The sequence below is a fragment of the Paenibacillus lutimineralis genome, from assembly GCF_003991425.1.
Classification (GTDB): Bacteria; Bacillota; Bacilli; order Paenibacillales; family Paenibacillaceae; genus Fontibacillus; species Fontibacillus lutimineralis.
This window is the reverse complement of sequence record NZ_CP034346.1, coordinates 3,034,365-3,058,316: the sequence shown is the minus strand read 5'-3', so window position 1 is coordinate 3,058,316 and position 23,952 is coordinate 3,034,365. Positions and strand designations below refer to the sequence as shown.

Here is a 23,952-nt window from a genome sequence, read left to right as displayed (position 1 = left end):
GCGTATAAGAGGATAGTATAGTTAACAATTGATTTATAAATTAGGTTATTTATCCATATTAATTTTTTTGGAGGTTACTTATGGAACTTCATCTACAAGGAAAAACCGCACTTGTTACCGGGTCTACGGCAGGAATCGGAAAAGCAATCGCCTCATCATTAGCGGCTGAAGGCGTCAGGGTTCTAATTAATGGCCGCCGCGAAGACAAAGTAATGAACACGATTCAGGAAATTCGAGACCAGCATGCCGGCGCTAAACTCGAAGCCGTGGTCGCGGATCTAGGAACAGAGCAAGGGTGTCAACAGGTGATTGAACAATACCCTGACGTTGATATTTTGATAAATAACCTCGGTATATTCGAGCCTGCCGAATTTTTCGATATTTCCGATGAGGATTGGTTTAGATTCTTCGAGACCAACATTATGAGTGGTGTTAGGCTCTCCCGCCACTACCTGAACCGAATGATTCAGAATAACGAAGGACGAGTCATCTTTATTGCTAGCGAGGCGGCCATCATGCCTTCGCAAGAAATGGCTCATTATAGTGCAACCAAAACAATGCAGCTCTCGGTTTCCCGAAGCTTAGCCGAGCTGGCTCATGGAACGAAGGTAACGGTCAATACCGTGATGCCTGGTTCAACTTTAACTGAAGGAGTAGAGACGATGTTAAATACTCTCTATCCTAATGAAAACTTGACAATAGATGAGGCTGAGAGACGATTTATGTCAGAGAATCGACCAACATCTATCATTCAAAGGCTTATTCGGCCAGAAGAAATAGCCAATTTTGTTACCTTCTTAAGCAGCCCTCTTTCCTCGGCCATTAACGGTACCGCTTTGCGGATTGATGGAGGACTTGTACGCAGCGTGTTTTAAGATTCTCGAATCCTATTCACATCAACCCCTTTTTAGCGAAAAAAAGCAGCTAATCATTTTGATTAGCTGCTTTCGTGCTTTCGTAACTTATTCAACTATCCTATTTCTTTTCCGAGACGGCAAAGTAATTTTCTTCATGATCTGCGAAGTTGAAGACTCTACCAGTCGGGAGCTCAACAATTTCTCCAACTTTTACGTTTTTATTTTTCAGATCACTATATAACTCATCGAATTTCTCAGTGAAATACATGAGAGACGGTGTTCCGAGATTCATGTCTGGGTTCATCTTGGCAACGAACTCTTTACTATGAAGAACAATGCTGGTTGCTGCATCTTTTGGAGCGATTTCGATCCATCTCATTGGACCATTGGTTACTTCCGCAATGACCTCGAAGCCTAATTTCCCCGTCCAAAAATCTCTGGATTCGTCTTGATTATTCACATATAACATAACTTGACCAATTCTATTAATCATCATATATGCACTCCTCTTGTGTAATTACTTAAGTGACTCTAACAGATCGCCCAAACGGTTCCAGGTCTCGGTGATTCCTTGCATCATACCCATGTCCATAACAGTCTTAAGGGCCTCTGCTGACGCATATTCAGAACGGTTCACCAATTTCGTCTTGCTGCCCAAATCGATAAATTCTATCGTTGTTAGGGTAGCTGGCAGGGACTCGTTAATATTGCCTTCGGCATCTGAGAAGTAATCGTTGTAGCTGATCATCTCCGGCTCGACGATTTCCTGATAAACACCCTTCCCCCATGATTCCATACCGTAAAATTGGCCTTGATTCTGATCAACGCACTTCATGCAGTAATGCCACACGCCACCTGGACGAAAATCGATGTTACAAACCGGGACCTCCCAGCCTTTCGGACCCCACCAACGCTTGAGATGCTCCGCTTCCTTAAACATGCGGAATACGAGATCACGCGGCGCTTCGAATTCGCGCTCCAGTACCAGGACACGATCGTTCTCTACCCTCGAGACCATTTCGTTTTTTGACATCATTAACTCCTCCTTAAATTATAGATGTTATGATTATTCCTTATTTTGCAGTTCACGCAAGTAATTGTCCAAGTTGTCAAATCGCTCTTCCATAATATGCTGGAAGGATTTCAGCCAAAGCTCCATCGCTTGGAAGGGCTCAGACCGGAGCTTATAGATCCGGCGGTTCGCATCGACTTGTACTTTCACAATCCCGCTATCGCTAAGCACTTTTAAATGCTTCGACGCTTGTGGTTGGCGAAGCCCCAATCGATCGGCGATTTCACCTACAGTCAGAGGGCCGGCACGCAACAATTGAACGATATTCATACGATTCGGTTCAGCTAATGCACTAAGTGTTGTTACATCCAATACAGACTTATTCATAGCATATCTTCTCTCACCTCTGTAATTACAGTTTCTTGCTTTATCTTTACCGTTATTCAGAATCACTTTCATCTTGTGATTAAAATATACCCAATTTGGAATATTCCCGTCAAGGAATATTTGAGGTAACCGATAAGTATAGCCATCCTATGTAGGATGGCCTTATCTTCGCTGCTTATACTTCCATGGATTTTACTAAATCACGGAGCTTGTTCATTGTTTTCCAATTACGCACAGTAGAAGGTACATTCAACTTAGAAAGTTGATTGGCCAGCTTAGAATTACGCACCCCTTCGCGGAGCAATAAATAGACTTCCCGACCTTGAACATGATACTCATCGATTTGAGAAGCAAATGCTTTAAGCTGTTCGATTCTTTCTTGGGAAGGTGAATCGAGCAGCATGGAGACATAAAAAGTCTCGACCTGTGTTGATGCTTGTGCTTCCAGTAGCACATCCTCAGAGAATGGACAGTTTTCAACAATTTGATTCAGTTCTTCGGATGTTCTTATTATAACGGTGACCGAAATAGAAAAGACCTTCTCTATTTCATATTCTATTCGCTCACGCAGTGAATCTGCATCTTCCACCGACTCAAACAGCACATTACCGCTCTGAATGTACGTTAGTACTCGGTCAAAGCCCATCGAATGGAACATATTTTTTAATTCAGCCATCTTGATTTTATTATGTCCACCTACGTTAATACCCCTTAACAACGCAATGTAAATTGCCATTTAATCAACCCTCTGTTGTTATTTATGAACCCCATATAGGCATTTGTCATATGTTATAGATGTGAGTATCCAAATTTATATATAAGGAGTATTACTACATGAATAGATATGTGTACTATGGCTATCCTCAGGCCTACCCCTCATTTCCAACGCCGCCATACTATCGGAATGAAGATCTACAACGCAGAGAATCCCTGGTATTACCGAAAAATATGATGTATACGACCATTGTAGAGCCCAAATTCACTGAGCATTTGACCAAACACATCGGAATGAAAATTGTCGTCACTACAATTGTAGGGAAATTGATAGGTACTTTGGATAATGTTTTTATTGATCACATTGCCCTCGCCGTTGATGGTAAACTGCATCATGTTCGATTAAGTGAGATCGTATACTTTGAAAAAGCAGAAGAAAAATAATTCCTACTAAACAAACGATGTAAGTCCCGTCCTTAAGTTGGACGGAGCTTACATCGTTAATAAAAAGCCGCAATTTCCGAGACCTCTTATTTAATTTGCATCACCTATTGCTTCCATTTGTTGAATTGTATCTACAAAGATCCATCCTTTTTCCCAACCACGTTCTTTTTGAAGGCGATCTTTAATGGTTTCCTTAACTGAATCCCTATGCCAGACTTGAACGACCATATCACCCGTTCTGATCTTCTTATCTCGTCCGTGGTACTTATAATTTGCCTTAAACACTAACATTCCCTCAGGGCTTTCCTCAGCACTGCTTACTGTCTTGCCATCTTGTGATAGTCTTAGACCAAGTACCTTGTCGAATACCGCTTGGGCGACTTCGATCTGATGATTGAGAAATCCGTTGTCTGAAGCGTCTTTATGCTCACTCTGTAATTTAAGCAAATATTCCTGGACACCCTGTTTGATCAATGCTGCTTCTTCGCTTTTTAATTTTTCGTGCATACATACACGCTCCTTATTCCCATTTGTTTAATATATATCAACAGAAGAACCTTTGAACCTGGTTCACTCTTGATCTATTATCGCAATTATCCTCCTAATAAAAATAATTTGCAATCAAAAATTCTTTGTCACTTTTAAACAATAAAGCGTCAAATGCCAAAACCAACATAAATGCACACAATAGTGTCATATATTCGGCCTACTAATGGATTAGTTTAAGAGAAATTAGTTCATTTTCATGTTTTTATGTACATGTTTAAAAGGGGGGGTCACACCAAACGCCATAAAGGCTGCCCAATCGGATCTTGGCAGCCTTTATGGCGTTTGATTAGAGTGCTCTTAACCCAAGAAAGCGATAGAGTTCTTTACTTTCCTTGCGAATGCAATGGGATTATCGATCGATTCCCAGTGAATATACATCAGTCGAGGGTTCTCAAACAGCCAGTGATTATGAACCGCTGTAACCTTAATTCCGTTTTTTCGAAGATTTGACAGTAATCGATTTACTTGGTTCTGGAAGAGAGCCGTTTCCCCTAAACAAAGTGCGCGTCCTGAACTGTCCAATGATTCAAACGAGAACAGTTGATAACGGACCAATGGGGATGTCGTACTTCTTCCTAAAATAGAGGCTTTAAACTTCCTATTTCTGGAGACAAAACAAACCGGACCTTTTGTAATTGTATGCTCAGTTCCACCTAAAATGGATGAAAATTGATTACATAGTTTTATAAAGCGGGGGCTTGCTTTAGCTTGTTCAGACATTCAGTATCATCCTTTCATTAAATGATCAATACATCTTCATGTCGATTGAATCAGCCTAAGAATGCAATAGATGCTTTGGTTCTTTTAGCAAAATCAATAGGATTCATAGTGGCTTCCCAATGCATATACATTAACCGTGGGTTTTCATTTAACCAGTGATTATGAATTGCTGTCACTTTTATCCCACGTTTACGGAGATTCGATATCAATCTATTAACTTGATTCTGGTGTACAGCCGTCTCACCCAAACAAAGCGCCCTTCCCGACTTATCAAGAGATTCGAAAGAGAACATTTGCATTTGAACTAATGGGGATCTCGTACTTCTTCCCAAGATCTTTGCCCTCAGGTTTGTCATCCGCATGACAAAGCAAACAGGGCCTTCATCAACTTCCGATTCGCCCCCTAGAATTTTCCCGAATTGAGTACACAACCTTTTGAACTGTGGGCTTACCTTCACTTGTTGTGCCATTTAAATCCTCCCTTTTATCATGTTCTGTCTATCCTATGATGAAAGATAAAAATGGACTTGGGTGACTGTACCTATTTTAAAAACTATCTTAGACGGAATGCAGGCTCCCGGTTCGATGGAGAGATTTAATGCAGAAATAGGCACCTTTCTCAGAACAACATAATATTCTGAATTAGTTTACTAAAGGGAGAAGGTTAATGAAGAAAAACTTAACTTATGATTACATTGTTGTCGGCACAGGACCGGCAGGTTCTGTTATTGCGAAGACGCTTACTGACGACAAACAAACCTCTGTACTTGTCCTAGAATCGGGCGGAAATCATGATAAAGATATACCGATCAAGGATTCCACCTTTGCATCGGAACTTGAAGAAAGTTACTCCCCGGATTACTTCTGGCAAGGTGAAGGGGTACCCCAGGAAGGACTCGATGGCCGCTCATTCGAGTGGACTACGGGACGTCTCTCAGGAGGTGGTTCTTCTATAAACGGAGAACAATATGTACGACCGACAGCAGCTGTACTCAGTAAATGGGAACGACTGCTGGGGCCTATTTGGTCACCTGATAAAGCCATACGACGTTTCAAACAGTTGGAGAAATTCGATGGTTCAACTACAAATATGGACGCACACGGTTATAAAGGAAGAATAAGTATCAGGCAAGCGCCTGAAGAGCCAACCTCGATGGCACAAAAATTAGCAACTGCGATCGAGCGGGCTTCAGGATATCCAATCATTCTTGATTACAATGATCCTGATACCCCACTTGGATCGTTCACACGCTGGCAATTATACCAAAAACCTGATGGCCTGAGGGAAAGCTCATCCACAGCCTTTTTGTCTTCGGATATTATGACCCCATCAGGCCGAGGGGTTAATAATCGTAAGCTAACCGTCCTGTTCAGAACAACAGCTCTTCGTATTCTTTTTTCTGGTAAGCGTGCGATTGGTGTTGAATTTTTGAAGGATGGTAAATGCACCCGTGCGTACTCTCGTAAAAAGGTTATTATATCGGCAGGGAACAATAGCCCTCAGATACTAATGCTATCTGGGATCGGATCCGCTAGCATGTTAAAAAAGGCAGGCATCCCAGTCATTTTCAATAATCCAAACGTAGGACAGCGATTAAAAAATCACACTTTAAACTTCGCTGTATTTGCTACAAATCCCAATGACCGTCCCCTCCCTTCCCAAGATCCTGATGCCCTTTATACAGGAGGTGCTTTCTTGCCGGATCCATCCGGCAACAATCCTGAAGAGCGAGCCGTTCAACTTCTTGGTATTGGAGCCGATGAACAATTGACCATAGCAATTCTGTACTTACGACCTAAGAGCAAAGGGAATATCCGCATACAAAGCAAAGATCCGCTAAACATTGTACTGGCAGACGAAGGGTTTCTTTCTGATCCAGATGACATGGAGGCAGTAAAAAGGATTTATCGAACTTATATCAAGAATATTGCTCTCGAGCTATCCCGAATTGATCCTTCTTATCAGCTGCTATCACCTACTTTTGACATCATTGATGATGATGACAGACTCGAAGAGTTTATTAAAGAAAATTTCGACCATAATCATCATCAGCAAGGTTTTCTGCGAATGGCGCCTTTATCAAAAGGGGGGGTTGTTGATCGTAGAGGTAATGTACATGGGGTCAAGGATTTGATCGTTGCAGATGCATCCATTGTTCCATTCACAGTTGATGGCAATACTTCTTCCGCGGCATATCTTATCGGCTATACAATAGCGAAGCAATTATGTATAAAAACAAACCCTCAAAAAAAACAGCGAACACGAACAGAATTCGCTCAAGAGTGAATTCAAAAAGGGGCTATTCAGCCCCTTTATTGTGGAATAATTTCAAAAACAGTGCCTTGGTGAGCATCAGCCACTTTTGTAGAGCCATAAACGCCTAAATATAGTCTGGATTGATTCAGATTCGCTCCCAAACTAACATAATAAGCGGATTGAGGCCCAAAATTATAATCGACTTTAATAACACTAAAATCATTTAGTTTACATTCTTTTGGAACCCTGATATAAGCTAAAACCCCTCGGACTGGATGGTGAGATCCTTCTTTCCTGGCTAGATCAGCAAACACAACATTTCCCGTTAATCCGGGGATTCCATTTCCCATATATGGCTGGACTCCAGTAAGTGCAGTTCCTCCAAACTTATCGCTTCGGGGATCTTTATGAAAATAACTAATTAGAGGCTGCAGACGTCGTACCGAAGTTTCTATAGCTTCATTGTAATAAGACACTGTTTTCTCATCCAAAGACGGATTTGCAGAGCAGCCTGTAATGATCGAAGTAGGGAAAGCGCCTTCCCACCCTCTCCAGCCAAAGTTAATAAATCCTTCTTGGTCAGGTTCAGAATTCATTAAAGCTGCTTGAACAAGCTGAGTAACAGGTATTGGTTTATAATGAATGAATGAAAAAATCGACTCTACGAGATCCTGTCCGACATTTCCTACATATTTGATATAATAATTATAAAACCTTTGAAATAAAATGCCTGGTATATTGCGGCCTCCTTTGGCAATTACGGTAAGCGTCTCCTGAATTGATACGGGGAGTTCATTAAAACGTGTTACTACGGGTGGATTATCGATAAATGTATGCTTAGCAACATCAATTTCAATTATTTTACCTGCGATTTCCATATCATTTTGGCTTAAGTTAAATGGATCATAGCCGGATCCGCCATCTCCGGTAGTCAAAACAAGTTTTCCTGTTTCAGGTGAAAAATTCAAGCTATTGACACCATTATGATTTAAAAATGGCCTTCTTATATTCAATAAGGTCCGCCGTCTTTGAGGTTGACCATTCGAATTTAAGACCCATTCTTCAACAGTATCAATATGATCATATTGAATTTCTCTATTCAACCACTTTAAGTTTAAGGTATCCGTATCACACGGGTTGGGCTTAAAGGATTCAAAAGTACCTGTAAGTGCACCTGGACCTTGGCTCCCAGCCACTGAATAATGGAGATAAAACAAACCGTTGTAATAAAAATCAGGATGAAATGCTAGCCCGACCAAACCCCGTTCATCATACCCACCACTAGAGGCGCCTAATTTTATGATTCGTTGGCGAATATCTAAAAAAGTCCCTATAACCCCGTTCCCTATGTAAAAGATCTCCCCTACTTGAGTTGCTACAAATAATCTTTCAATTGAATCACCAGGAAGTATAGCTGTTTTCAAAACAGTAGGCATGTTTATCTTACTAATAATTGGTCGTAAACTAACCTTAACTTGTATCAAATAACTGTACCCCCTTTATAGTATTTTCTTTTGTAAGAATATGAGTAGAACGGTTTAATGATTCATTACCAACAAAAAAAAGCTTTCTATAGCCACCCTTTCAGGCGACTATAAAAAGCGACATTTCCTTTCAATATCCTTCTTCCCCCCCGGTCTTACCGCCATATCTATGTGATTGCGGTTCTGTACTATATAATACCGCCCAGACTAGCTCCTTTTACAAATAAACGCTCAATTTTTTTCTCTACAGTAGGATCGGGAACTAAAGGTGGTGCTTGATGCGGCTTAGTACGGGCATCGATGATTAAGTTGTCACAACCCCAGTGCTTATGCTCATAAAAGCCATTCACTCCATGAATATCATGGGAAGGATTGCTACGCGTAAATGTAACCCACAAGAAGTTATGGATCGATTCACTCAAAAATGAGCTGTCGTCGCAGAGAACAATCATTGGACAAGTTGGGAGAGGTCCCTTCTCTTGAAGCGCATCACACAACCCTTGCATTTCTTTCTCTGTATCGGCATAGCTGTTAAATTTAGGACCTTGCATCGCCACAACGCCTGGCATGATAAGGCGGACATTATCATATCCACGTATGCCCTTTAAATCTTCAGGTACTTCATGGCATAAATTTCTCAGTTTATCTCCATATGCAGCAATAACGACTTTACTGCCGCTATTCAGACCTGTCCCGGAATAATCAAGGGTATCAATCGTAGTATTCGTATAAAAATGAATGTCACGACGCAGATCGATTCGCTCTAAAATATAAGTTAAGAAATTTACTTCATGATGTGAATTAATTGGTTCGTTTTCTTCAGCTGTAATAAATAAATATTTAGCCAAGCTTAATTGTCCCGTGCCCAATATACGATTCGCCAGTGTAAGGAGCTCAGTAGGTTTCTTTACTTGTTGATAAGGTGTATATCTTTCGCTGCCAACAGCGAAAAGCAACGGATGAACCCCCGCAGCATCTACTGCATGAACTTCTTTTACCCCCGGAATTTCATGCTTGATCGAATCACCAGTCAATTCGTGAATGAGTTCACCAAAAGATGTGTCCTCTTGCGGAGGTCTTCCTACGACTGTAAATGGCCAAATCGCATTCGGCTTGGCATATACTTTATGAATTTTCATGACTGGAAAAGGATGAATTAGACTATAGTAGCCTAAATGATCTCCAAAAGGCCCTTCTGGTTTTGTATCTTCAGGATATATCTCCCCTGTAATTACAAAATCAGCATCACTGCTAATACAGTAACCATCGACATAATTGTATCTAAAGTTATGTCCCGATAGCATACCAGCGACCGTCATTTCACTTAATCCTTCCGGTAGCGGCATAACGGCTGCTAAGGTATGTGCTGGCGGACCGCCAATAAAACAGCTTACTTTGAGCGGCATCCCCATTTTATTCGCCTTCGTCTGATGAACTCCGATTCCCCGATGAATTTGATAATGCAGTCCAATTTCTTTATTCATCTCATATTCATTGCCGGTTAATTGAGTGCGGTACATGCCTAAATTGGAATTCATAATTCCGGGTTTTTCGGGATCCTCTGAATAAACCTGCGGCAGGGTAACAAAAGCCCCGCCATCATTGGGCCAATGATGAATCAGCGGAAGATCTGAAATTTGAATTTCTTGGGCCGTAACGGGAAGGTTACCCCACTTTTTTAACGGAAGTGCTTTAAATGCAGCTAATCCGGTCCCTATATTGCTGAAGGGCTTCTTAAGAGCTTTCATTGGATCGTTGCGAACTGCCATTACATTATGTACAGAATCCCACGTCTTGCGAAAAATAAACTTACTGCGCTCCATTGTACCAAAAAGATTAGAAACCGCACGAAATTGGGATCCTTTTACGCGCTCAAACAGTAAGGCAGGACCTCCCGCCTCATACACTTTCAAATGAATTGCAGCCATCTCAAGATACGGATCAACTTCTTCTCGGATTCGAACCAAATGACCATGCTTCTCTAAATCAATGAGGCAATCTTCTAAATTGCGATACATTATAGTTAGCTCCATTCTGCATATATAAGATCATTATTTTACTTCATCATATCTAAATTATAAACGATAGTAATTAAATTATCAGTTTAAATACTGAAGTCGGTTTAAATACTTTCAACAGACTATATAATAACAGAAATAGCCCACAGAGTGGGCTTTAATCATGTAAATCACTTCAGCTAACTTGCTTCTATTTGCTTCTTTGCACGAAGATATCTTCGGTATTGCACGGGATCGAACTTCTTCAATCCGTTAAAGCCAGGTCTCGTGTTAGCCTCGATAAACCATACCTTTCCTTTCTTATCGATCCCCATATCCAATCCGACGATTCGAAGAGGGAAACGAGAACCCAATTTACGTGCGATTTTGTAGGAAACATCGCTTAACTCTTCCTGAACTGTGGGTACGTTTAGCCGTTGGTCGGCTCCTCGAAGGACTTCTTCTATTTTTGCATCGCGAGCTCCTTTTGCCACATTAGTGACGATGGAATTGGATCTTGGCGCGACCTTTGCGCTCATCCAGGTAAGCAACCACCGATTGGAGGGTTTCTGTAGCACAATCCGCAGATCAAAAGGTTTCTTTTGATAGGTCGCCAGTGGAATCCCTTGCTGGATAATGTATTTTTTTCCGCGGTGCATTCTTTTGGCTACTTCGGCTGCGATTTTTGTGTTTGGGTACTTTTTGGACGATGCCTTGAATGAAATCAAGCTTTCGGAGTTATTGAGTCTCTTGACCCGGATAATCCCTGTTCCCGAAGAGCCTGTATCGGGTTTGATATAAATTACAGGGAAAGCTGTGAGCATTTTGGTGAGAGTCGCAGCATGATACCAATGGGTTTCCGGAACGTGACGGGATAGGATGTGATCATGTATCAAGGGTGTTCCTTTTTGCATTTTGCTTTTAATATATTTATGTTTCATGTACTCACCTCCATCCTACATTATTCTAGCCCCTTTATCTGGATGACGGCAAAAACATTAATGACACAAAATTAGGCTACATTCCCCCCCTGTTTATTGTAATGTTGCAAAAAACACCCCTTAAAAAAACTCGACTGGATAGTAAGAACAATTTAAATTAAATTTTCCTATATTAAAATGCATCGTCAAATGCACGCTCCATTTGATCAGCCTCTTTGGAAACTGCGAAGAAGACAAATGCTCCCTTCGTCTTTAAAACATGATGTTCTACCAAGAAATATTCATTTGGACGATAGTCCTTGAACTTTATTTTTTGTTCCTCGATACGCTGCTCGAGCTTGGCTTTGACGTTCTCCGCCTTACCCAAATCCTTTAGCTTGATGACGGTTAATTCATCCGCTCTCACATTCGATGTAGATGTATAAAGAATAAAATCATCAACATTGTCAGCATCAATCTTATACAATTTCTGCAGCTTAATCTGATCTCCCGCTTTCATGTCCTTCAAGCTCACTGCCTGTTCGATTTTTCCTCCGATTTGGGCGGCTGACAGTTTGTCAGCGGTCTTGTCATCCGTGCCCGAACATCCAGTGAGGACGTAGATCGCGACGATAATTACCAGAACTGCGGGGAAAAGACTTCTTCTATACTTCCATGGTCTTCTCATACAATCACTCCGATAAATAATTTATAGATGGATCTTCAAAAAATGTGTTTGCATTATAAAGCAGCAGCATGTCATCGATATCGTGTTCATTCACGAACGACGTTAACTCTCCGTCATAGTAACGCAGGTCTACTACATCAATTTCGCTGAAATGCTTCAATAAGAATGGAATGAAGCTGTTGGCGTACGAATCTTTGACTACAAGCAGCTTTTTCCCGTCTGGATGAGCCGTCTTGATATGGATAAGCGCATGGTTGCCGTTCAGAAACACCGCATATTTATCCTTCTTTTGAAGCTGTTCCATCGCATATAACGTATCCGTGCTTTCCTCTTCATCCACATAGGTTACGGTATAGTTCTCCGGATCCTTCGGCAGATACAGATCAATGCTATCGGGCTGCAAATGTCTGAACCCACTCTTGGAATACAGTGAACCGTAAAACTCACCGGTTGCTCGTTGGATATTAAAATCTTCCTTACTCTGAGGCGTGAGCCCCATTTGCTTGCAAAGCTCCAGGTAGGCGACATAAGCGCCTTCGGTTGTCCAATGATGATCTGTTTTATAAAAAACAGACTGCTCCCGTTCCGCATTCAAAGCAGGAAACACATCAATAAAATGAATACTGGGTGGCAGCAAACGCCGGACTTTGCCCAGATACGCTTCTTCATCGCCGACCATTGCATATTTCGGGAGCTTATCTTTATACAGAGACGCTGCCGTTGGCACCAACATCACATATTTGTTCAAGCCGGGGGTGGCTTGGTCAAACGCCTGAATGGCATCCACCTTCTCCTGTAAATCCTCTTCTGCTGGGGGGATAAAATTCTGAATCAGAACCCCGTCCTTGCCGAGGTATATTCCGTTACTCTCCTTTTTCCCGGTGATGCGGTCCGTATCGGTTTTCACACCGATCCAAATATCCCTATAAATAAATTGGTCGGACACGTATTTCTCGAAATCGGAAGTAAATGTCCCCGAAATCAGTGTTTTCAACGAGAAAGGCGGCAACTGCTCCAGCATCCGGTTCTCCGATTCCGAGAATTCCCGATCCTGTGCCATAAGATTGAGAACGCTCATCCCCCTATAAATAGCAGGAGCAATAAAGCTAGCCATTTCCGATTGGTTTTGATATGTCCGTCCATCGCCGTCCCCCCTTAAAATCGAAAGTATAAAAACGGATTGTAGGTTTCATTGACCAAATATGCGGTCGACAGAGTCATGAACAAAATATAGATAAACGGAACAGTAATCATACCGACGATTTTCCATTTCTCTCGCACATAGGATAAAATCTTCGCGGGAAACGGAGTGGCGCAGAAGGCCAACACGACCAATAAGATAGCATTCGTAGATAAGGCATAGAGCGCCTGCTGATCCGCCAAGCCATGCCCGCTGAAACCGAACATCACGCCGATGAAGCGTCCAGCGGAAGCCAGATGGTCCATTTCGAATAATACCCAGCCGATGATAACGACTAGAAGCGTGTAGATATGCGCGACACAGGCGGGTCTACGCTCCAGCCATCTTAGAAGCAGCAGTTTCTCAACCATCACGAAGAAACCGAAATATAAACCCCACACGATAAAATTCCAGCTGGCTCCATGCCATAAACCAGTTAAAAACCATACAACCAACAAATTCCGGAGCTGCTTCATCAGCCCTGATCTGTTGCCGCCAAGTGGGATATACACGTACTCCCGAAACCACGTACCCAGCGAGATATGCCATCTTCGCCAAAATTCCGTCACGCTCTTGGAGATATAGGGGTAACGAAAGTTTTCCATAAAATCGAAACCGAACATTTTGCCAAGTCCGCGGGCCATGTCAGAATACCCACTGAAATCAAAATAGATTTGCAGTGTGAACGCGATAATGCCAAGCCAGGCAGACAGCACCGTCAATTGTTCCAGCGGAGTTGCTTTGACGCTTGTCCATAATAATCCGATATTGTTGGCCAAGAGCACCTTTTTGGCCAGACCTCTGATGAACAGCTCCGCCCCTTCGCCAAATCGATCCAGAGTCACCTTGCGGGAATCGAGCTGCTTCGCGATGTCTCCGTATTTCACGATAGGACCGGCAACAAGCTGTGGGAACATCGTCACATAAGCCCCAAAAGAGATGAAATTTCGCTGCACCGGCACTTTATCCTGATAGACATCAATCACATAAGACATCGTCTGAAAGGTGTAAAAGGATATGCCCACAGGCAGGGGCAAATCGGCCGCTTGGAGATTCAAATGAAACAACTGGTTGATATTATCCACCACAAAACCAGCGTATTTGAAAAAACCGAGAATACCTAAACTGCCAGTCATTGAACCGATAAATATCGCCCTTGCGATCGGCTTCCGATCTCTATACTTATCGATCAGCAGCCCGTTGAAATAATCGAACACGGTCGAAAATATCATAATAATAATGTATAAAGGCTCGCCCCATGCATAGAAGATCAGACTAACTACAAGCAGGACAGCATTTCGAAGCTTCCTAGGCGATACATAATAGATCAGAACGGTGAGCGGCAGAAAGAGGAACAGAAATATCAGGCTGCTAAAGACCAATATCCACACCTCCAAACAGATTGACCCGTTCTCATGCTATTTCACTTGATCTTTCAGCAGATCCAGTAATTTTGTATAATACTCCGGTTTAAAATGAATGCCGTCCGAATCATACAGATCATCAGAGCCACTTGTAAATATCGAGGAAAGATCAACAAATCCAATGTTCTCCTTATCTGCCAGCTCTTTTAATGCTTGATTATAATCGCTGATATTTTCGTATCTTGGCTCCTGCTTCACCGCTTCAGGTGTTACCGGGGTCACCGTTAAAAGCGTAATTTTGGTTTGCGGCAGCTTTTCCTTGATCATGTTGATCAGCTTAGTATAGTTCTGTATAGAATATTCTTTGGGGTTATCCGTAGGCCACAAGATGTCGTCCGACCCCAACTGAATAAAGACTTGTTTCGGGTTCCGTTCAGTCAACTCGTTGATATCTTCCAGCGCAAATTCCGCTGTCTTTCCTGCACCTGCCAAGACATTTCCCTCTTTGAGAACATCATGGAAGGATAACCCCTCTGTAATGGAATCTCCTACAAATACGCTATCTTTATAGATAGATTGATACGGTATCTCGGTTAATCCTTTCGAATTTGCTGTCTGCCCTTGGGCAACTGATGTCGGTTGCTGCGGTCCCGCGGATTCGTTGCCGCATGCCGCCAAGGCAAGTGTAAGACTCCCAACTAGTAATGTCGTAACTATTTTTTTCATGTTCATGTTCCTCTCTTTAATTCAAATTTTGAGCTTCTTTAATTCCGTCCAAAATGGAGCTTGCCATCCGGTATTGAAAATCCTCCGTCAGCATTTCATTCTCTTCTTGCGGATTCGTTAAATAACCCATTTCGATTAGAGCCGCCGGCATGTTCGAATCCTTCAAGACGAAGAAATCCTCTTTTTTTACTCCCCGGTCCCGAAATCCGTTGGTCTGGAATATATGCTTTTGCAAAATTTCCGCCAAGAACAGGGAATCTTCATGGTAATAGTAGGTTTCAGTACCTGAAACACTAGAGTCTTCGTACGTATTACCGTGAATGGATATGAATAGATCCGCACCCAGTTGATTGCCGATTTCCGGCCGTTCCCGATTAACCGAAGATATAAAGCGATCCTCTGATCGAGTGAGATACACCTCAATCTGTGGCTCTTGTTTCGCCAGTTCTTCTACCTTAAGCGCTACCTGCAGCGTAAAATCCTTCTCAAAATTTCCACTGGCGCCCGTTGCGCCCTTATCCTTACCGCCATGTCCTGGATCAATCACGACCTTATAAGGCGTTTCTGGCTGATGTTCTAGCGTTCTTATCTTATCCGAGCGGGCACCAAGGCTGGCTTTTCGGTCGCTGGCTGCCCCTTCCCCGGAAACAAGTTGATACAACAGAACGAACACCAGTACAGACAAAAGGGTGAGTATGATCGAGCTGCCTTTCTTCATACGTTCTCTCCTCCTCCTGAAAAAAAGTGTAATCGGCGGAGATAAAGATAAAATGCAGATCATATCAAACTTTAATAGAGTTTTAGGCTTAAGCTGCGTCTACAAGCGATGATCCTTTTGAAAATTCATATGGAAATGCTCGTTATCATTGTAAACGCCAAATCGGTATCCTTCTTTTTTGTAGAATTCAATGATCTCCGGAAGAACCTGCAGCGTTTGTGGCTTTTCATGCATCAATACGACTTCCAAATCAACTTTTGTCGCCTTCTTGATGTTCTCGACAATTTGTTCTGGTTGATCCTTCAGTTTCCAGTCGTTCGATTCAATGGTCCAGTCCCAGATCTTCAATCCTTCCTGGGCAATTTGGTCGCGAACCATCGTATCGTCCAGACCAGGCACTGAACCATATGGCGCACGTACCAAATGTGGATTTGTACCTGTAATGTCATGGATAAGCGCCAGGTTGTCTTTCATCTCGGATACGAATTGTCCCTCTTCGTACAGCTTTTTGTATTGGTGGGTCATGCTGTGTCCACCAATGTAATGTCCCTCATCTACCGCACGCTTCACCACGCTTTGTAAATCCTTATGCTGAAGATTGCTTCCTTGCATAAAAAAAGTCGCCTTTACGCCATGCTCCTGCAGAACGTCAAGAAACTTCTCTGTCCATTCGCTCGGACCGTCGTCAAACGTTAAATATACGATCTTGCCCTCTGGCCTGGCATCCTCGTCTTTCGGATTAGCCTTGCTTACATTCGTCGTAGATGGTTGGTACACTGGCTGTTCTCCTTGCTGCTCCGCAACCGCGGTTGTATCGAGTGGAAGCATTAATCTCATCAGGCCAAAACAGAATAGGCCAATGGCTGCGAACATAAATATTTGCCGTCTGCGCTTCTTAGCTCTATGTTTTCCTTCTCTTAGACCTCGATCAAAGTTTGTTCTTGCTGTCATTTTCAATCCATCTCCTCTCTCTATGCTTAAAGAATACTAAGAGGAGATATAGAAAAAGTGCAGATCATGTCAAATTTATTTATAGAATCAGATTTCCAGCAGATAAAAAGTGCAAAAATAAAAAAACGCAGAACCGAAGTTCTACGCTTTTTTATTCAAGTGAAAATAAAACATGACCCCCTCGGGTGTATTGATTGCGCCATAAGGCACGCCATGCATCTCCAAAATTTTCTTGGAAATAGCGAGGCCTAATCCGGTGCCTCCGGCCGACCGCTGGCGGGAAGGTTCGCCGCGATAAAATCGGTCCCATATCTTCTCCAGTTGTTCGTCCGGAATGTGGGTTCCTTTATTTTCGATGCAAATCTTTACGGTGTCCCGATCTTCCAAGATGCTAACGAGAATGGACTCCTGCTCCGGCGTATAGCGAATCGCGTTGCTGAGGAAATTGACGACGACTTGCTCAATTCGCCGCTCATTTGCCAGCACTTCGACAGGTTTCAGTGACATATCAAGATGTAATTGCTTTGCCTCGATGTCCGGAGCCAATTTTGCGCATACTCGCTCGATAACGGCATCGATATAAAAGGAATCCATCTCCATGGTATACGTGCCGGATTCATATTTGGCCAATTCCAGCATATCCACAATCAGCAGATCCATTCTTTTGACTTCGTCCTCCATCGCCTTAAAATAATAATCTCGTTTATGGCTTGCCACCCCGTCCTTCATAATGGCCAGGCAGCTCTGAATGACACTTAGAGGAGTTTTCAGCTCATGGGATACGCCGGATATAAATTCTTTTCTCGTATTCTCCAACTGCTTTTCTTTCTCGATGTCCTGTTCAAGCCGAAGAATATGAGAGTGCAGGCGCTCAGAGAGCTCGTTAATATTACGTGACAAGTCCCCGATTTCATCTTTTGTTGTGATCGGGATTTTCTCCGAAAAATCGAGGTCTGCCATTTGCCGTGTGGTACGGTTGATACGCAGCAGTGGCCGAGTGATCTGACGAGAGTAATAGAACGATGCCAGCACCACGAGAAGTAGGGTGGCAATAATGATGTACACATAGTAATCTTTGATCATCCCAGCAGCTTCATTGACCGGCTGGAGTGACGTCATCGCGAACAGGTATGTCGGATTTCCGTCGCGATCTTGGATGCGGTCCACGAAAATTTTGTAGTTCGCGTGATTTTCTTCATAATCTACGATCTGATTTGCGTTCGTGGCATCCTTAAAGTCGCCGTATAATAGATCCGCTTGGAAAGCTTTGATACGATCCAGAAACAAGTGATTGGTGTAACGCGAGACTCCCGCCCCTTCCGGTATCCGGACTTTCGTAATGGTTCCTTCGACCAGAAATGTGGAATATTTCTCACGATATTGGATCACGTTCGATCGATTGAGGACCTCGTACTCTTTGCTCACCATCTGATGATTTTCCAGCCGGCTTTCATCTCTCAGATTGGATCTGCTCCTTCCCATCCGCTGGATCACCGGCTGGTTGTTCATGATCAAGCCTTCCATCGCGATCCATTCCTCTTCTTGAATCCAAGGAGTGAGGACCGCATTATTGCTGCTGAAGTCCTCTACGTTGATAAAACTGTATAGAGGTAAGGTTATCGTTTTATCGGAAAGCGCAGATTCTTCCGAACGATCCAGCTTAATTTCCATGAAGAAATCGTCAGCATACTTTAGATTACCGCGGGTGTCCAAAGCCGTGATCCAGGTGTTATGCTTTTGAAAAAAGTCTTGCTCTAGCTTTGCCATCTCCTGCGTGTTCGAGGCATGATTCAGGTAGTCTTGTTCATAAGTCTGAAGCGCCGCGTTGACGTCCTTCACTTTCTGATGAACATAAAACTGTTTGAAAAATACGGTCTGCCCTACAAAAATAACAGCAAGAATGAACAAGCATAATCCCGTCGTAAATAGGAACAGCTTAAGAACAATGCCTTGTTTCATAACTTCTCCTCGAATTTATAACCTGATCGAACGATCGTGGCAATTTGCTTGGCGTGCTCCCCTAACTTGGAACGCAAATTACGGATATGGCTGTTGACGGTCCGATCGTCACCGACGAAATCATACCCCCAGATTTTTGTAATCAGCTGTTCTCTGGTGATAATAATGCCTTTGTTTTTCATCAGATAAGCCAAAATTTCAAATTCCGTATGCGTCAAACTGCAGTTTTCCCCATCCACCGTAACCATCCGGGACGGAAAATGGATGTAAATACCGCTGCTGGACAATGTATCGTCTTCTTGTTCTCGAGTCTGTCTGCTCTCCAAAAGCCGCTTTGCCCGTGCCAGCAAGATTGGAGGGCTGTAGGGTTTGGTTACATAGTCGTCCGCCCCTAGTTCAAACCCGAGCAATGTATCGTCTTCATCTGAACGAGCTGTTAACATAATAATTGGAACATTCGATATTTTCCGAATCCGCTTGCATACAGACCATCCGTCCAGTTCAGGGAGCATAATATCGAGAATGATCAGATCTACTTCATGTTCTTGGAATAACTCCAGTGCATTCTTGCCGTCGCCAGCTTCAAGCACTCCGTATCCTTCTTCCAGCAAATAATCTTTCATAACTTCCCTTAAAATAGGCTCGTCTTCTACAATCAGTATTGTTTTTGACATATAACTACCTCACTATGTTTTTCTTGCAACCCATAAGTTGACACTTTTTGCAATTACCAATATGAGTATAATTGGATGCTAGCATGTTTTCAAAAAGTAAACAAATGTGCTCGGGTACAATTCCTTCTATACAACTTTCACGAAAGCGCTTAATATTCTCTGTAGTGAACTTATTCGTGAAGGAGTCATCGCAAACATGCTGGAACTGAAAATAGCCAATCAATTAAAGAACACGTTGAAAGTAAGTATCGATAACCAGGAAATCGCCGGTGCGAACTTTATGGTGATCAAGGATGGGAAAATGGTTTTTTATCATGAAGATGGCTTGGCCGACATCGATTCGGGACGTCCGATTACAAGGGACTCGATCTTCCGCTTATATTCGATGACGAAGCCGATTACCGCCACTTCCATCATGATGCTGCTGGAACGTGGAGAAATCGATTTGTACGATCCGATAAGCCGTTATATTCCAGGGTTCAATAACCAACAGGTTGAGAGGAACGGTGAATTGGTGCCTGCCGAGCGCGAGGTCAATATTCACGATTTATTGAATATGACATCGGGATTAGTATACGGAGGAATCGACAAAGCTGGGCAGTATACTGAGGCACTATTCCAAGAAATGAACGGTCGTATGTACGGTGAAAACCCCATGAGTACCATAGAATTCGCAAACCGTCTGGGTCAAGGCCCCCTCTCGTTCGAGCCAGGATCGAACTGGCAATACGGGGCGTCAGCGGATATCCTTGGCGCGATTGTAGAGACGGTCAGTGGTATGCGGTATGGGCAATTTCTGAAAAAAGAAATATTCGATCCATTGGATATGAAGGATACCGGGTTTTGGATACCCGAAGAAAAAAGAGCGCGTCTGGCGAAAACTTATCAGGATGATGGTGCAGGAAGCTTGAAGCTATATGCGGATAATCATCTGGGGATCGCCCATCAGATGGATCAGGAGCCGGCATTTGAATCGGGCGGAGCAGGCCTAGCGTCTACGATTGACGATGCCGCCAAGTTTACAACGATGCTGTTGAATCAAGGTAGCTTCAACGGCGTTCAACTGTTGAGGCCAAGAACCGTTCAATATTTGACTTCAGCCACTCTAACGGACTGGCAGCAAAAAGGCCTCGATACGTGGCATACTTTCCGCGGCTATAGCTATGGCAACCAAATGCGCATCATGACCGCTCCGGAAAAAGCCGGATTGATTGGCAGCCCGGGCGAATATGGCTGGGACGGATGGCTTGGAGCATACTTCTGCAATAGCCCTCAAGACGGCCTGACAATCCTATTCATGATCCAGAAAAAAGATGCCGGTACGATGACGATTACGCGCAAGCTGCGTAATATCGTGTTCAGCAGCTTGTAAACTGTGTAGGATCAAGCAGCTCCTGCTGATAAACTGGATAGTGAGAACAATTATAATTGAATTATCCCGCTTCGTTTGTCGATTGCTCCTGTCGTGATTACATAGAAAAAGAAACGGCTGCCAATGAAAGGCGTCCGTTTCTTTTCACTCAACAGCTCTTTCTGCTGTTCTTACCTGGGTTCATCGGTTTATTTCCACTATCCTCTGCCAACTTCTCACCGAATTGATCCAGCCGTTCAGGAGAAGAGGCAGGTCCGTCGTTCTTAGGCTTATTGTTTCTTCCAGTCATGGCGCTCACCTCCATTTATAACATGAGCGTCTGACCTCGTTTTCATTCAGCTAGACCCAAATAGATAGTGACCGTCAAATGGGCTCTAGGAATGGGGATCCATTGATTAATCAATTATCTCTAACCTAATATCAGGTCGTCATCTTATATAAATTTTTGTTCATTTCTTCCATAAATGGAATCCAATCCCCGGTTGAGTATAGCGACAGTTGGTGCATAGCCCGCGTACATGCAGTATATAGAAGCTTGCGATCATTGTCCCGGCTATACGCCTGAGATGAGGCCTCATAGATTAGAACGGCATCGAACTCAATCCCCTTAGCAAGATATACGGGAATGACCATCACTCCCTTATCAAACTGGACCGTCTCCTTCGTAATCAGTTGCAATTCTCCGCTTCCTTGTGCTTGTAAAGCTTCTAAGGCTGTTCGGCTTTCTGCCGCTGTCTTCGTAATGACGGCAATCGAGTCATAGCCTTCGGCTTGAAGCGCAGCAATGTCTTTCAGTATTTGCGCGTCACGTTTCTCCCCGCCTTCTATCCTAGCAAGAAGTGGCTTCGGTCCTCTCCTATCAAATGGTACAATCTCCGATTCTTCCGAGAGCAGTTCCTTTGTAAATTCTACAATCTCCCGTGTTGAACGATAACTTCGCACAAGGCGGATCAAGCTGGTCTTGTCATCACCATAAAGCCTAACAAGTGGCGAATCGTCCCCTTGCAGTTTTGTAGACTGTGTGAAGATCGCCTGCCCGAAATCGCCAAGTACCGTCATACGGGCGCGAGGAAACAGCTTCTTGAGATATTCATATTGAAACGCCGAATAATCCTGTCCTTCATCGACAAAGACATGGCGGATCTCCGTGTTCGTCCGAACGCCTTCAATCAGTTCTTTTAAATACAAGTACGGAGTTGCATCCTCATAGAATAATTCGTTCTGGTCCAGCTTTTCTTTGGTTTGTTGGCAGATTTCAGACCATAGAGCAGGAATTTCTCCCTCTCTCGTCTTCTCTCGATAATGCACTTCATCATCAAACAATTGGTCGTATAGCCCCTGGACATCGATAAAAGATAATTTCTTCACGCTTTGTCTTATCGGTTTCAAGCTCTGCTTCACAATCCTCTGGCTAAGCAATTCTTTCTCCTGATCGGCGAAGTCGAAGTCGCCTTCATCTTTCCTACGCTTTTTGCTTATTACCTCGTACACTTCGGCGTAACGCTCGGAAATATCAAACACTTCTCGATCCTTGTGCAACTCGCCGAAAACTTCCTCATATTGTTCGATGTCAAGGTATTGGAGTTCCTCCTCTACCCAGGAAGCTTCACGTTCTTTACGTTCCAGGATCGATAGTTCCTTCATAAGCCATTTCTGCAGGAGATCGATCCGATTGGCCAAGCTCAAGGTGAAGTCGTAACTGTAAAATTGTAAACCTATCTGCTCCGCAGTGATTAGATCACGGTCCCGAAACCGAATACTCTTGAAGAGCATTCCTTCCTGCCCTAACCAATGTGCATAGTTCTGCAAAGCTGTCAGAAAAACCTCGGACGCCTTGTATTTCATCCCCTGAAGCCGCGCCTCGTATTTTGGCATAGATTGTGCGGTCAGTACATATTCGATCTGATCGAACGGATCCTCCAGACGTAAGGATGAACCAAGCCAATATTCGAGATATTCCTGGAAAGTCGTCTGCTGCATGTTCTCTTCCCCGAGCTCTGGAAGCACAGAGGATACATAACTGTTAAAGATCGGATTCGGCGAGAAAAGAACGATCTGATCGGCCTTAAGTGAATCGCGGTTCTTATACAATAGGTAGGCTACACGCTGCAAAGCCGCAGAAGTCTTCCCGCTGCCAGCAGCTCCCTGCACAATAAGCAGTCGGCTGTGGTCGTCTCGAATGATCGCGTTCTGTTCCTTCTGGATCGTTGCTACGATACTTTTCATTTGCGAGTCTGCGCCTTTAGACAAAACTTGCTGGAGCAGCTCATCGCCAATCGTTACGTTCGCATCAAACATATTGCGGATTTGTCCGTTTTGGATCTGATACTGCCGCTTCAGCTCCATCGTACCCGTAATCCTACCAACTGGCGTGTCATAAAAGGCCGCACCGGGGGAATGATCGTAGTAGAGACTGGCAATGGGAGTGCGCCAATCATATACTAGGAAGCTCAGTCCATCTTCTTCCACGAAGGAAGTTACTCCGATATAGATTTGCTCAGTCAAGTTCAGGCCGTCCTCTTGAAAATCAATGCGACCAAAATAAGGTGAGGGCAGCAGCCGATTTAAGCTCTTCCATTGCTGGCTCAGAAGCCGATGACGGCGCTCCCGTTCGGATAAGACCGCAGCTTGTTGTTTAATAGTATAGAAAGTCTCTTCAAAGTCCTCATCCGAGCTCGTGTTGACCGTCACTTCTTCCCAGAAGTGCCTGCGCATCTCGGAAGCCTGCTCGCGTGTCCCAATAACCTCCGGCTCCAGCTCTTCGATCCTTGCCCGCAGCTTCTCTCTAACCTGATCCAGCCGCGCTTGTTCTGTCTGCCATTCCTTCGCTTCCATATTCTTCTGAACACACTCCTTTTCATTCCGAAAAATGGGCATTGACAAATCAGAAGTCACTGGTATAAAATAAAATTAGGAAGAGTAATTATAATTACCAGTTGTATTTTGATTTCCAAATGCGCTAATGATTATATCATAGCG

At 43.4% G+C, this 23,952-nt stretch carries 24 protein-coding genes; 4 read left to right on the top strand and 20 right to left on the bottom strand.

Annotated features, from left to right (window positions below):
• Positions 1-80: 80 nt before the first annotated feature.
• A complete protein-coding gene (locus EI981_RS13085) occupies positions 81-875 on the top strand; it encodes an SDR family NAD(P)-dependent oxidoreductase (RefSeq protein WP_126998789.1) in 795 nt (264 codons plus the stop codon).
• A gap of 100 nt (positions 876-975) precedes the next feature.
• Here the strand turns inward: EI981_RS13085 and EI981_RS13080 are convergent, their stop codons facing one another.
• From EI981_RS13080 to EI981_RS13065, 4 genes are all read right to left on the bottom strand, one after another.
• Positions 976-1,350 (bottom strand): VOC family protein, encoded by a 375-nt coding sequence (locus EI981_RS13080; protein ID WP_127004648.1) that lies wholly within the window; start codon positions 1,348-1,350, stop codon positions 976-978.
• A 24-nt stretch (positions 1,351-1,374) separates the two neighbouring features.
• Entirely contained in the window at positions 1,375-1,890 is a 516-nt protein-coding gene (locus EI981_RS13075; protein ID WP_127004646.1) for an SRPBCC domain-containing protein, read from the bottom strand.
• Positions 1,891-1,923: 33 nt separating this feature from the next.
• Positions 1,924-2,256: an ArsR/SmtB family transcription factor gene (locus tag EI981_RS13070; protein ID WP_126998787.1), complete on the bottom strand. Its 333-nt coding sequence runs from the start codon at positions 2,254-2,256 to the stop codon at positions 1,924-1,926.
• Positions 2,257-2,431: 175 nt separating this feature from the next.
• Positions 2,432-2,992 (bottom strand): DUF1697 domain-containing protein, encoded by a 561-nt coding sequence (locus EI981_RS13065; protein ID WP_126998785.1) that lies wholly within the window; start codon positions 2,990-2,992, stop codon positions 2,432-2,434.
• 98 nt (positions 2,993-3,090) lie between these two features.
• Here EI981_RS13065 and EI981_RS13060 point away from each other — a divergent pair, with 98 nt between their 5' ends.
• Positions 3,091-3,414 (top strand): DUF2642 domain-containing protein, encoded by a 324-nt coding sequence (locus tag EI981_RS13060; protein ID WP_126998783.1) that lies wholly within the window; start codon positions 3,091-3,093, stop codon positions 3,412-3,414.
• A 90-nt stretch (positions 3,415-3,504) separates the two neighbouring features.
• Here EI981_RS13060 and EI981_RS13055 read toward each other — a convergent pair whose 3' ends face one another.
• The 3 genes from EI981_RS13055 to EI981_RS13045 all read right to left on the bottom strand — a co-directional run bounded on the left by EI981_RS13055 (position 3,505) and on the right by EI981_RS13045 (position 5,153).
• Positions 3,505-3,921, bottom strand: coding sequence for a hypothetical protein (locus EI981_RS13055; RefSeq protein ID WP_126998781.1), 417 nt, complete (start codon positions 3,919-3,921; stop codon positions 3,505-3,507).
• 339 nt (positions 3,922-4,260) lie between these two features.
• Positions 4,261-4,683, bottom strand: a complete 423-nt coding sequence (locus EI981_RS13050) for a DUF1259 domain-containing protein (protein ID WP_126998779.1) — start codon at positions 4,681-4,683, stop codon at positions 4,261-4,263.
• A 50-nt stretch (positions 4,684-4,733) separates the two neighbouring features.
• The gene (locus tag EI981_RS13045) at positions 4,734-5,153 is read right to left on the bottom strand and encodes a DUF1259 domain-containing protein (RefSeq protein ID WP_126998777.1); all 420 of its coding nucleotides are present in this window, start codon (positions 5,151-5,153) and stop codon (positions 4,734-4,736) included.
• A 197-nt stretch (positions 5,154-5,350) separates the two neighbouring features.
• On the opposite strand from EI981_RS13045, the gene EI981_RS13040 reads away from it, so the two are divergent.
• Positions 5,351-6,970, top strand: a complete 1,620-nt coding sequence (locus EI981_RS13040) for a GMC family oxidoreductase (protein ID WP_126998775.1) — start codon at positions 5,351-5,353, stop codon at positions 6,968-6,970.
• Between the two features lie 26 nt (positions 6,971-6,996).
• Here EI981_RS13040 and EI981_RS13035 read toward each other — a convergent pair whose 3' ends face one another.
• The 11 genes from EI981_RS13035 to EI981_RS12985 all read right to left on the bottom strand — a co-directional run bounded on the left by EI981_RS13035 (position 6,997) and on the right by EI981_RS12985 (position 19,601).
• Entirely contained in the window at positions 6,997-8,424 is a 1,428-nt protein-coding gene (locus tag EI981_RS13035; RefSeq protein WP_126998773.1) for a PQQ-dependent sugar dehydrogenase, read from the bottom strand.
• 188 nt (positions 8,425-8,612) lie between these two features.
• Entirely contained in the window at positions 8,613-10,442 is a 1,830-nt protein-coding gene (locus EI981_RS13030; protein ID WP_126998771.1) for a UbiD family decarboxylase, read from the bottom strand.
• Positions 10,443-10,621: 179 nt separating this feature from the next.
• Positions 10,622-11,362, bottom strand: a complete 741-nt coding sequence (locus EI981_RS13025) for a YheC/YheD family protein (RefSeq protein ID WP_126998769.1) — start codon at positions 11,360-11,362, stop codon at positions 10,622-10,624.
• 172 nt (positions 11,363-11,534) lie between these two features.
• Complete coding sequence (locus EI981_RS13020) at positions 11,535-12,029, bottom strand: DUF4358 domain-containing protein (protein ID WP_126998767.1); 495 nt, start codon at positions 12,027-12,029, stop codon at positions 11,535-11,537.
• A gap of 4 nt (positions 12,030-12,033) precedes the next feature.
• Positions 12,034-13,089 (bottom strand): DHHW family protein, encoded by a 1,056-nt coding sequence (locus EI981_RS13015; protein ID WP_335926382.1) that lies wholly within the window; start codon positions 13,087-13,089, stop codon positions 12,034-12,036.
• A 95-nt stretch (positions 13,090-13,184) separates the two neighbouring features.
• Positions 13,185-14,591, bottom strand: a complete 1,407-nt coding sequence (locus tag EI981_RS13010; RefSeq protein ID WP_126998765.1) for an MBOAT family O-acyltransferase — start codon at positions 14,589-14,591, stop codon at positions 13,185-13,187.
• Positions 14,592-14,627: 36 nt separating this feature from the next.
• On the bottom strand, positions 14,628-15,299 hold the full coding sequence (locus tag EI981_RS13005) for an SGNH/GDSL hydrolase family protein (RefSeq protein WP_418789053.1): 672 nt from the start codon (positions 15,297-15,299) through the stop codon (positions 14,628-14,630).
• 16 nt (positions 15,300-15,315) lie between these two features.
• A complete protein-coding gene (locus tag EI981_RS13000) occupies positions 15,316-16,017 on the bottom strand; it encodes an N-acetylmuramoyl-L-alanine amidase family protein (RefSeq protein ID WP_126998761.1) in 702 nt (233 codons plus the stop codon).
• Between the two features lie 99 nt (positions 16,018-16,116).
• Positions 16,117-16,968: a polysaccharide deacetylase family protein gene (locus tag EI981_RS12995; protein ID WP_126998759.1), complete on the bottom strand. Its 852-nt coding sequence runs from the start codon at positions 16,966-16,968 to the stop codon at positions 16,117-16,119.
• A 141-nt stretch (positions 16,969-17,109) separates the two neighbouring features.
• The gene (locus EI981_RS12990) at positions 17,110-18,927 is read right to left on the bottom strand and encodes a sensor histidine kinase (protein ID WP_126998757.1); all 1,818 of its coding nucleotides are present in this window, start codon (positions 18,925-18,927) and stop codon (positions 17,110-17,112) included.
• Complete coding sequence (locus EI981_RS12985) at positions 18,924-19,601, bottom strand: response regulator transcription factor (RefSeq protein ID WP_126998755.1); 678 nt, start codon at positions 19,599-19,601, stop codon at positions 18,924-18,926. Before EI981_RS12985 ends, EI981_RS12990 begins: the two co-directional genes overlap by 4 nt.
• Positions 19,602-19,797: 196 nt before the next feature.
• Here EI981_RS12985 and EI981_RS12980 point away from each other — a divergent pair, with 196 nt between their 5' ends.
• Entirely contained in the window at positions 19,798-20,973 is a 1,176-nt protein-coding gene (locus tag EI981_RS12980) for a serine hydrolase domain-containing protein (protein ID WP_126998753.1), read from the top strand.
• 148 nt (positions 20,974-21,121) lie between these two features.
• Here the strand turns inward: EI981_RS12980 and EI981_RS29225 are convergent, their stop codons facing one another.
• The gene (locus EI981_RS29225; protein ID WP_193556459.1) at positions 21,122-21,262 is read right to left on the bottom strand and encodes a hypothetical protein; all 141 of its coding nucleotides are present in this window, start codon (positions 21,260-21,262) and stop codon (positions 21,122-21,124) included.
• A 131-nt stretch (positions 21,263-21,393) separates the two neighbouring features.
• The gene (gene helD / locus EI981_RS12975) at positions 21,394-23,808 is read right to left on the bottom strand and encodes an RNA polymerase recycling motor HelD (RefSeq protein WP_126998751.1); all 2,415 of its coding nucleotides are present in this window, start codon (positions 23,806-23,808) and stop codon (positions 21,394-21,396) included.
• Between the last annotated feature and the right edge of the window lie 144 nt (positions 23,809-23,952).

Bases quoted from the DNA above. Each gene is read 5' to 3' on its own strand.
- EI981_RS13085 (WP_126998789.1), top strand. From the start codon at position 81: ATGGAACTTCATCTACAAGGAAAAACCGCACTTGTTACCGGGTCTACG.
- EI981_RS13080 (WP_127004648.1), bottom strand. From the start codon at position 1,350: ATGATTAATAGAATTGGTCAAGTTATGTTATATGTGAATAATCAAGAC.
- EI981_RS13075 (WP_127004646.1), bottom strand. From the start codon at position 1,890: ATGTCAAAAAACGAAATGGTCTCGAGGGTAGAGAACGATCGTGTCCTG.
- EI981_RS13070 (WP_126998787.1), bottom strand. From the start codon at position 2,256: ATGAATAAGTCTGTATTGGATGTAACAACACTTAGTGCATTAGCTGAA.
- EI981_RS13065 (WP_126998785.1), bottom strand. From the start codon at position 2,992: ATGGCAATTTACATTGCGTTGTTAAGGGGTATTAACGTAGGTGGACAT.
- EI981_RS13060 (WP_126998783.1), top strand. From the start codon at position 3,091: ATGAATAGATATGTGTACTATGGCTATCCTCAGGCCTACCCCTCATTT.
- EI981_RS13055 (WP_126998781.1), bottom strand. From the start codon at position 3,921: ATGCACGAAAAATTAAAAAGCGAAGAAGCAGCATTGATCAAACAGGGT.
- EI981_RS13050 (WP_126998779.1), bottom strand. From the start codon at position 4,683: ATGTCTGAACAAGCTAAAGCAAGCCCCCGCTTTATAAAACTATGTAAT.
- EI981_RS13045 (WP_126998777.1), bottom strand. From the start codon at position 5,153: ATGGCACAACAAGTGAAGGTAAGCCCACAGTTCAAAAGGTTGTGTACT.
- EI981_RS13040 (WP_126998775.1), top strand. From the start codon at position 5,351: ATGAAGAAAAACTTAACTTATGATTACATTGTTGTCGGCACAGGACCG.
- EI981_RS13030 (WP_126998771.1), bottom strand. From the start codon at position 10,442: ATGTATCGCAATTTAGAAGATTGCCTCATTGATTTAGAGAAGCATGGT.
- EI981_RS13025 (WP_126998769.1), bottom strand. From the start codon at position 11,362: ATGAAACATAAATATATTAAAAGCAAAATGCAAAAAGGAACACCCTTG.
- EI981_RS13020 (WP_126998767.1), bottom strand. From the start codon at position 12,029: ATGAGAAGACCATGGAAGTATAGAAGAAGTCTTTTCCCCGCAGTTCTG.
- EI981_RS13015 (WP_335926382.1), bottom strand. From the start codon at position 13,089: ATGGCACAGGATCGGGAATTCTCGGAATCGGAGAACCGGATGCTGGAG.
- EI981_RS13005 (WP_418789053.1), bottom strand. From the start codon at position 15,299: ATGAAAAAAATAGTTACGACATTACTAGTTGGGAGTCTTACACTTGCC.
- EI981_RS13000 (WP_126998761.1), bottom strand. From the start codon at position 16,017: ATGAAGAAAGGCAGCTCGATCATACTCACCCTTTTGTCTGTACTGGTG.
- EI981_RS12995 (WP_126998759.1), bottom strand. From the start codon at position 16,968: ATGACAGCAAGAACAAACTTTGATCGAGGTCTAAGAGAAGGAAAACAT.
- EI981_RS12990 (WP_126998757.1), bottom strand. From the start codon at position 18,927: ATGAAACAAGGCATTGTTCTTAAGCTGTTCCTATTTACGACGGGATTA.
- EI981_RS12985 (WP_126998755.1), bottom strand. From the start codon at position 19,601: ATGTCAAAAACAATACTGATTGTAGAAGACGAGCCTATTTTAAGGGAA.
- EI981_RS12980 (WP_126998753.1), top strand. From the start codon at position 19,798: ATGCTGGAACTGAAAATAGCCAATCAATTAAAGAACACGTTGAAAGTA.
- EI981_RS29225 (WP_193556459.1), bottom strand. From the start codon at position 21,262: ATGACTGGAAGAAACAATAAGCCTAAGAACGACGGACCTGCCTCTTCT.
- helD (WP_126998751.1), bottom strand. From the start codon at position 23,808: ATGGAAGCGAAGGAATGGCAGACAGAACAAGCGCGGCTGGATCAGGTT.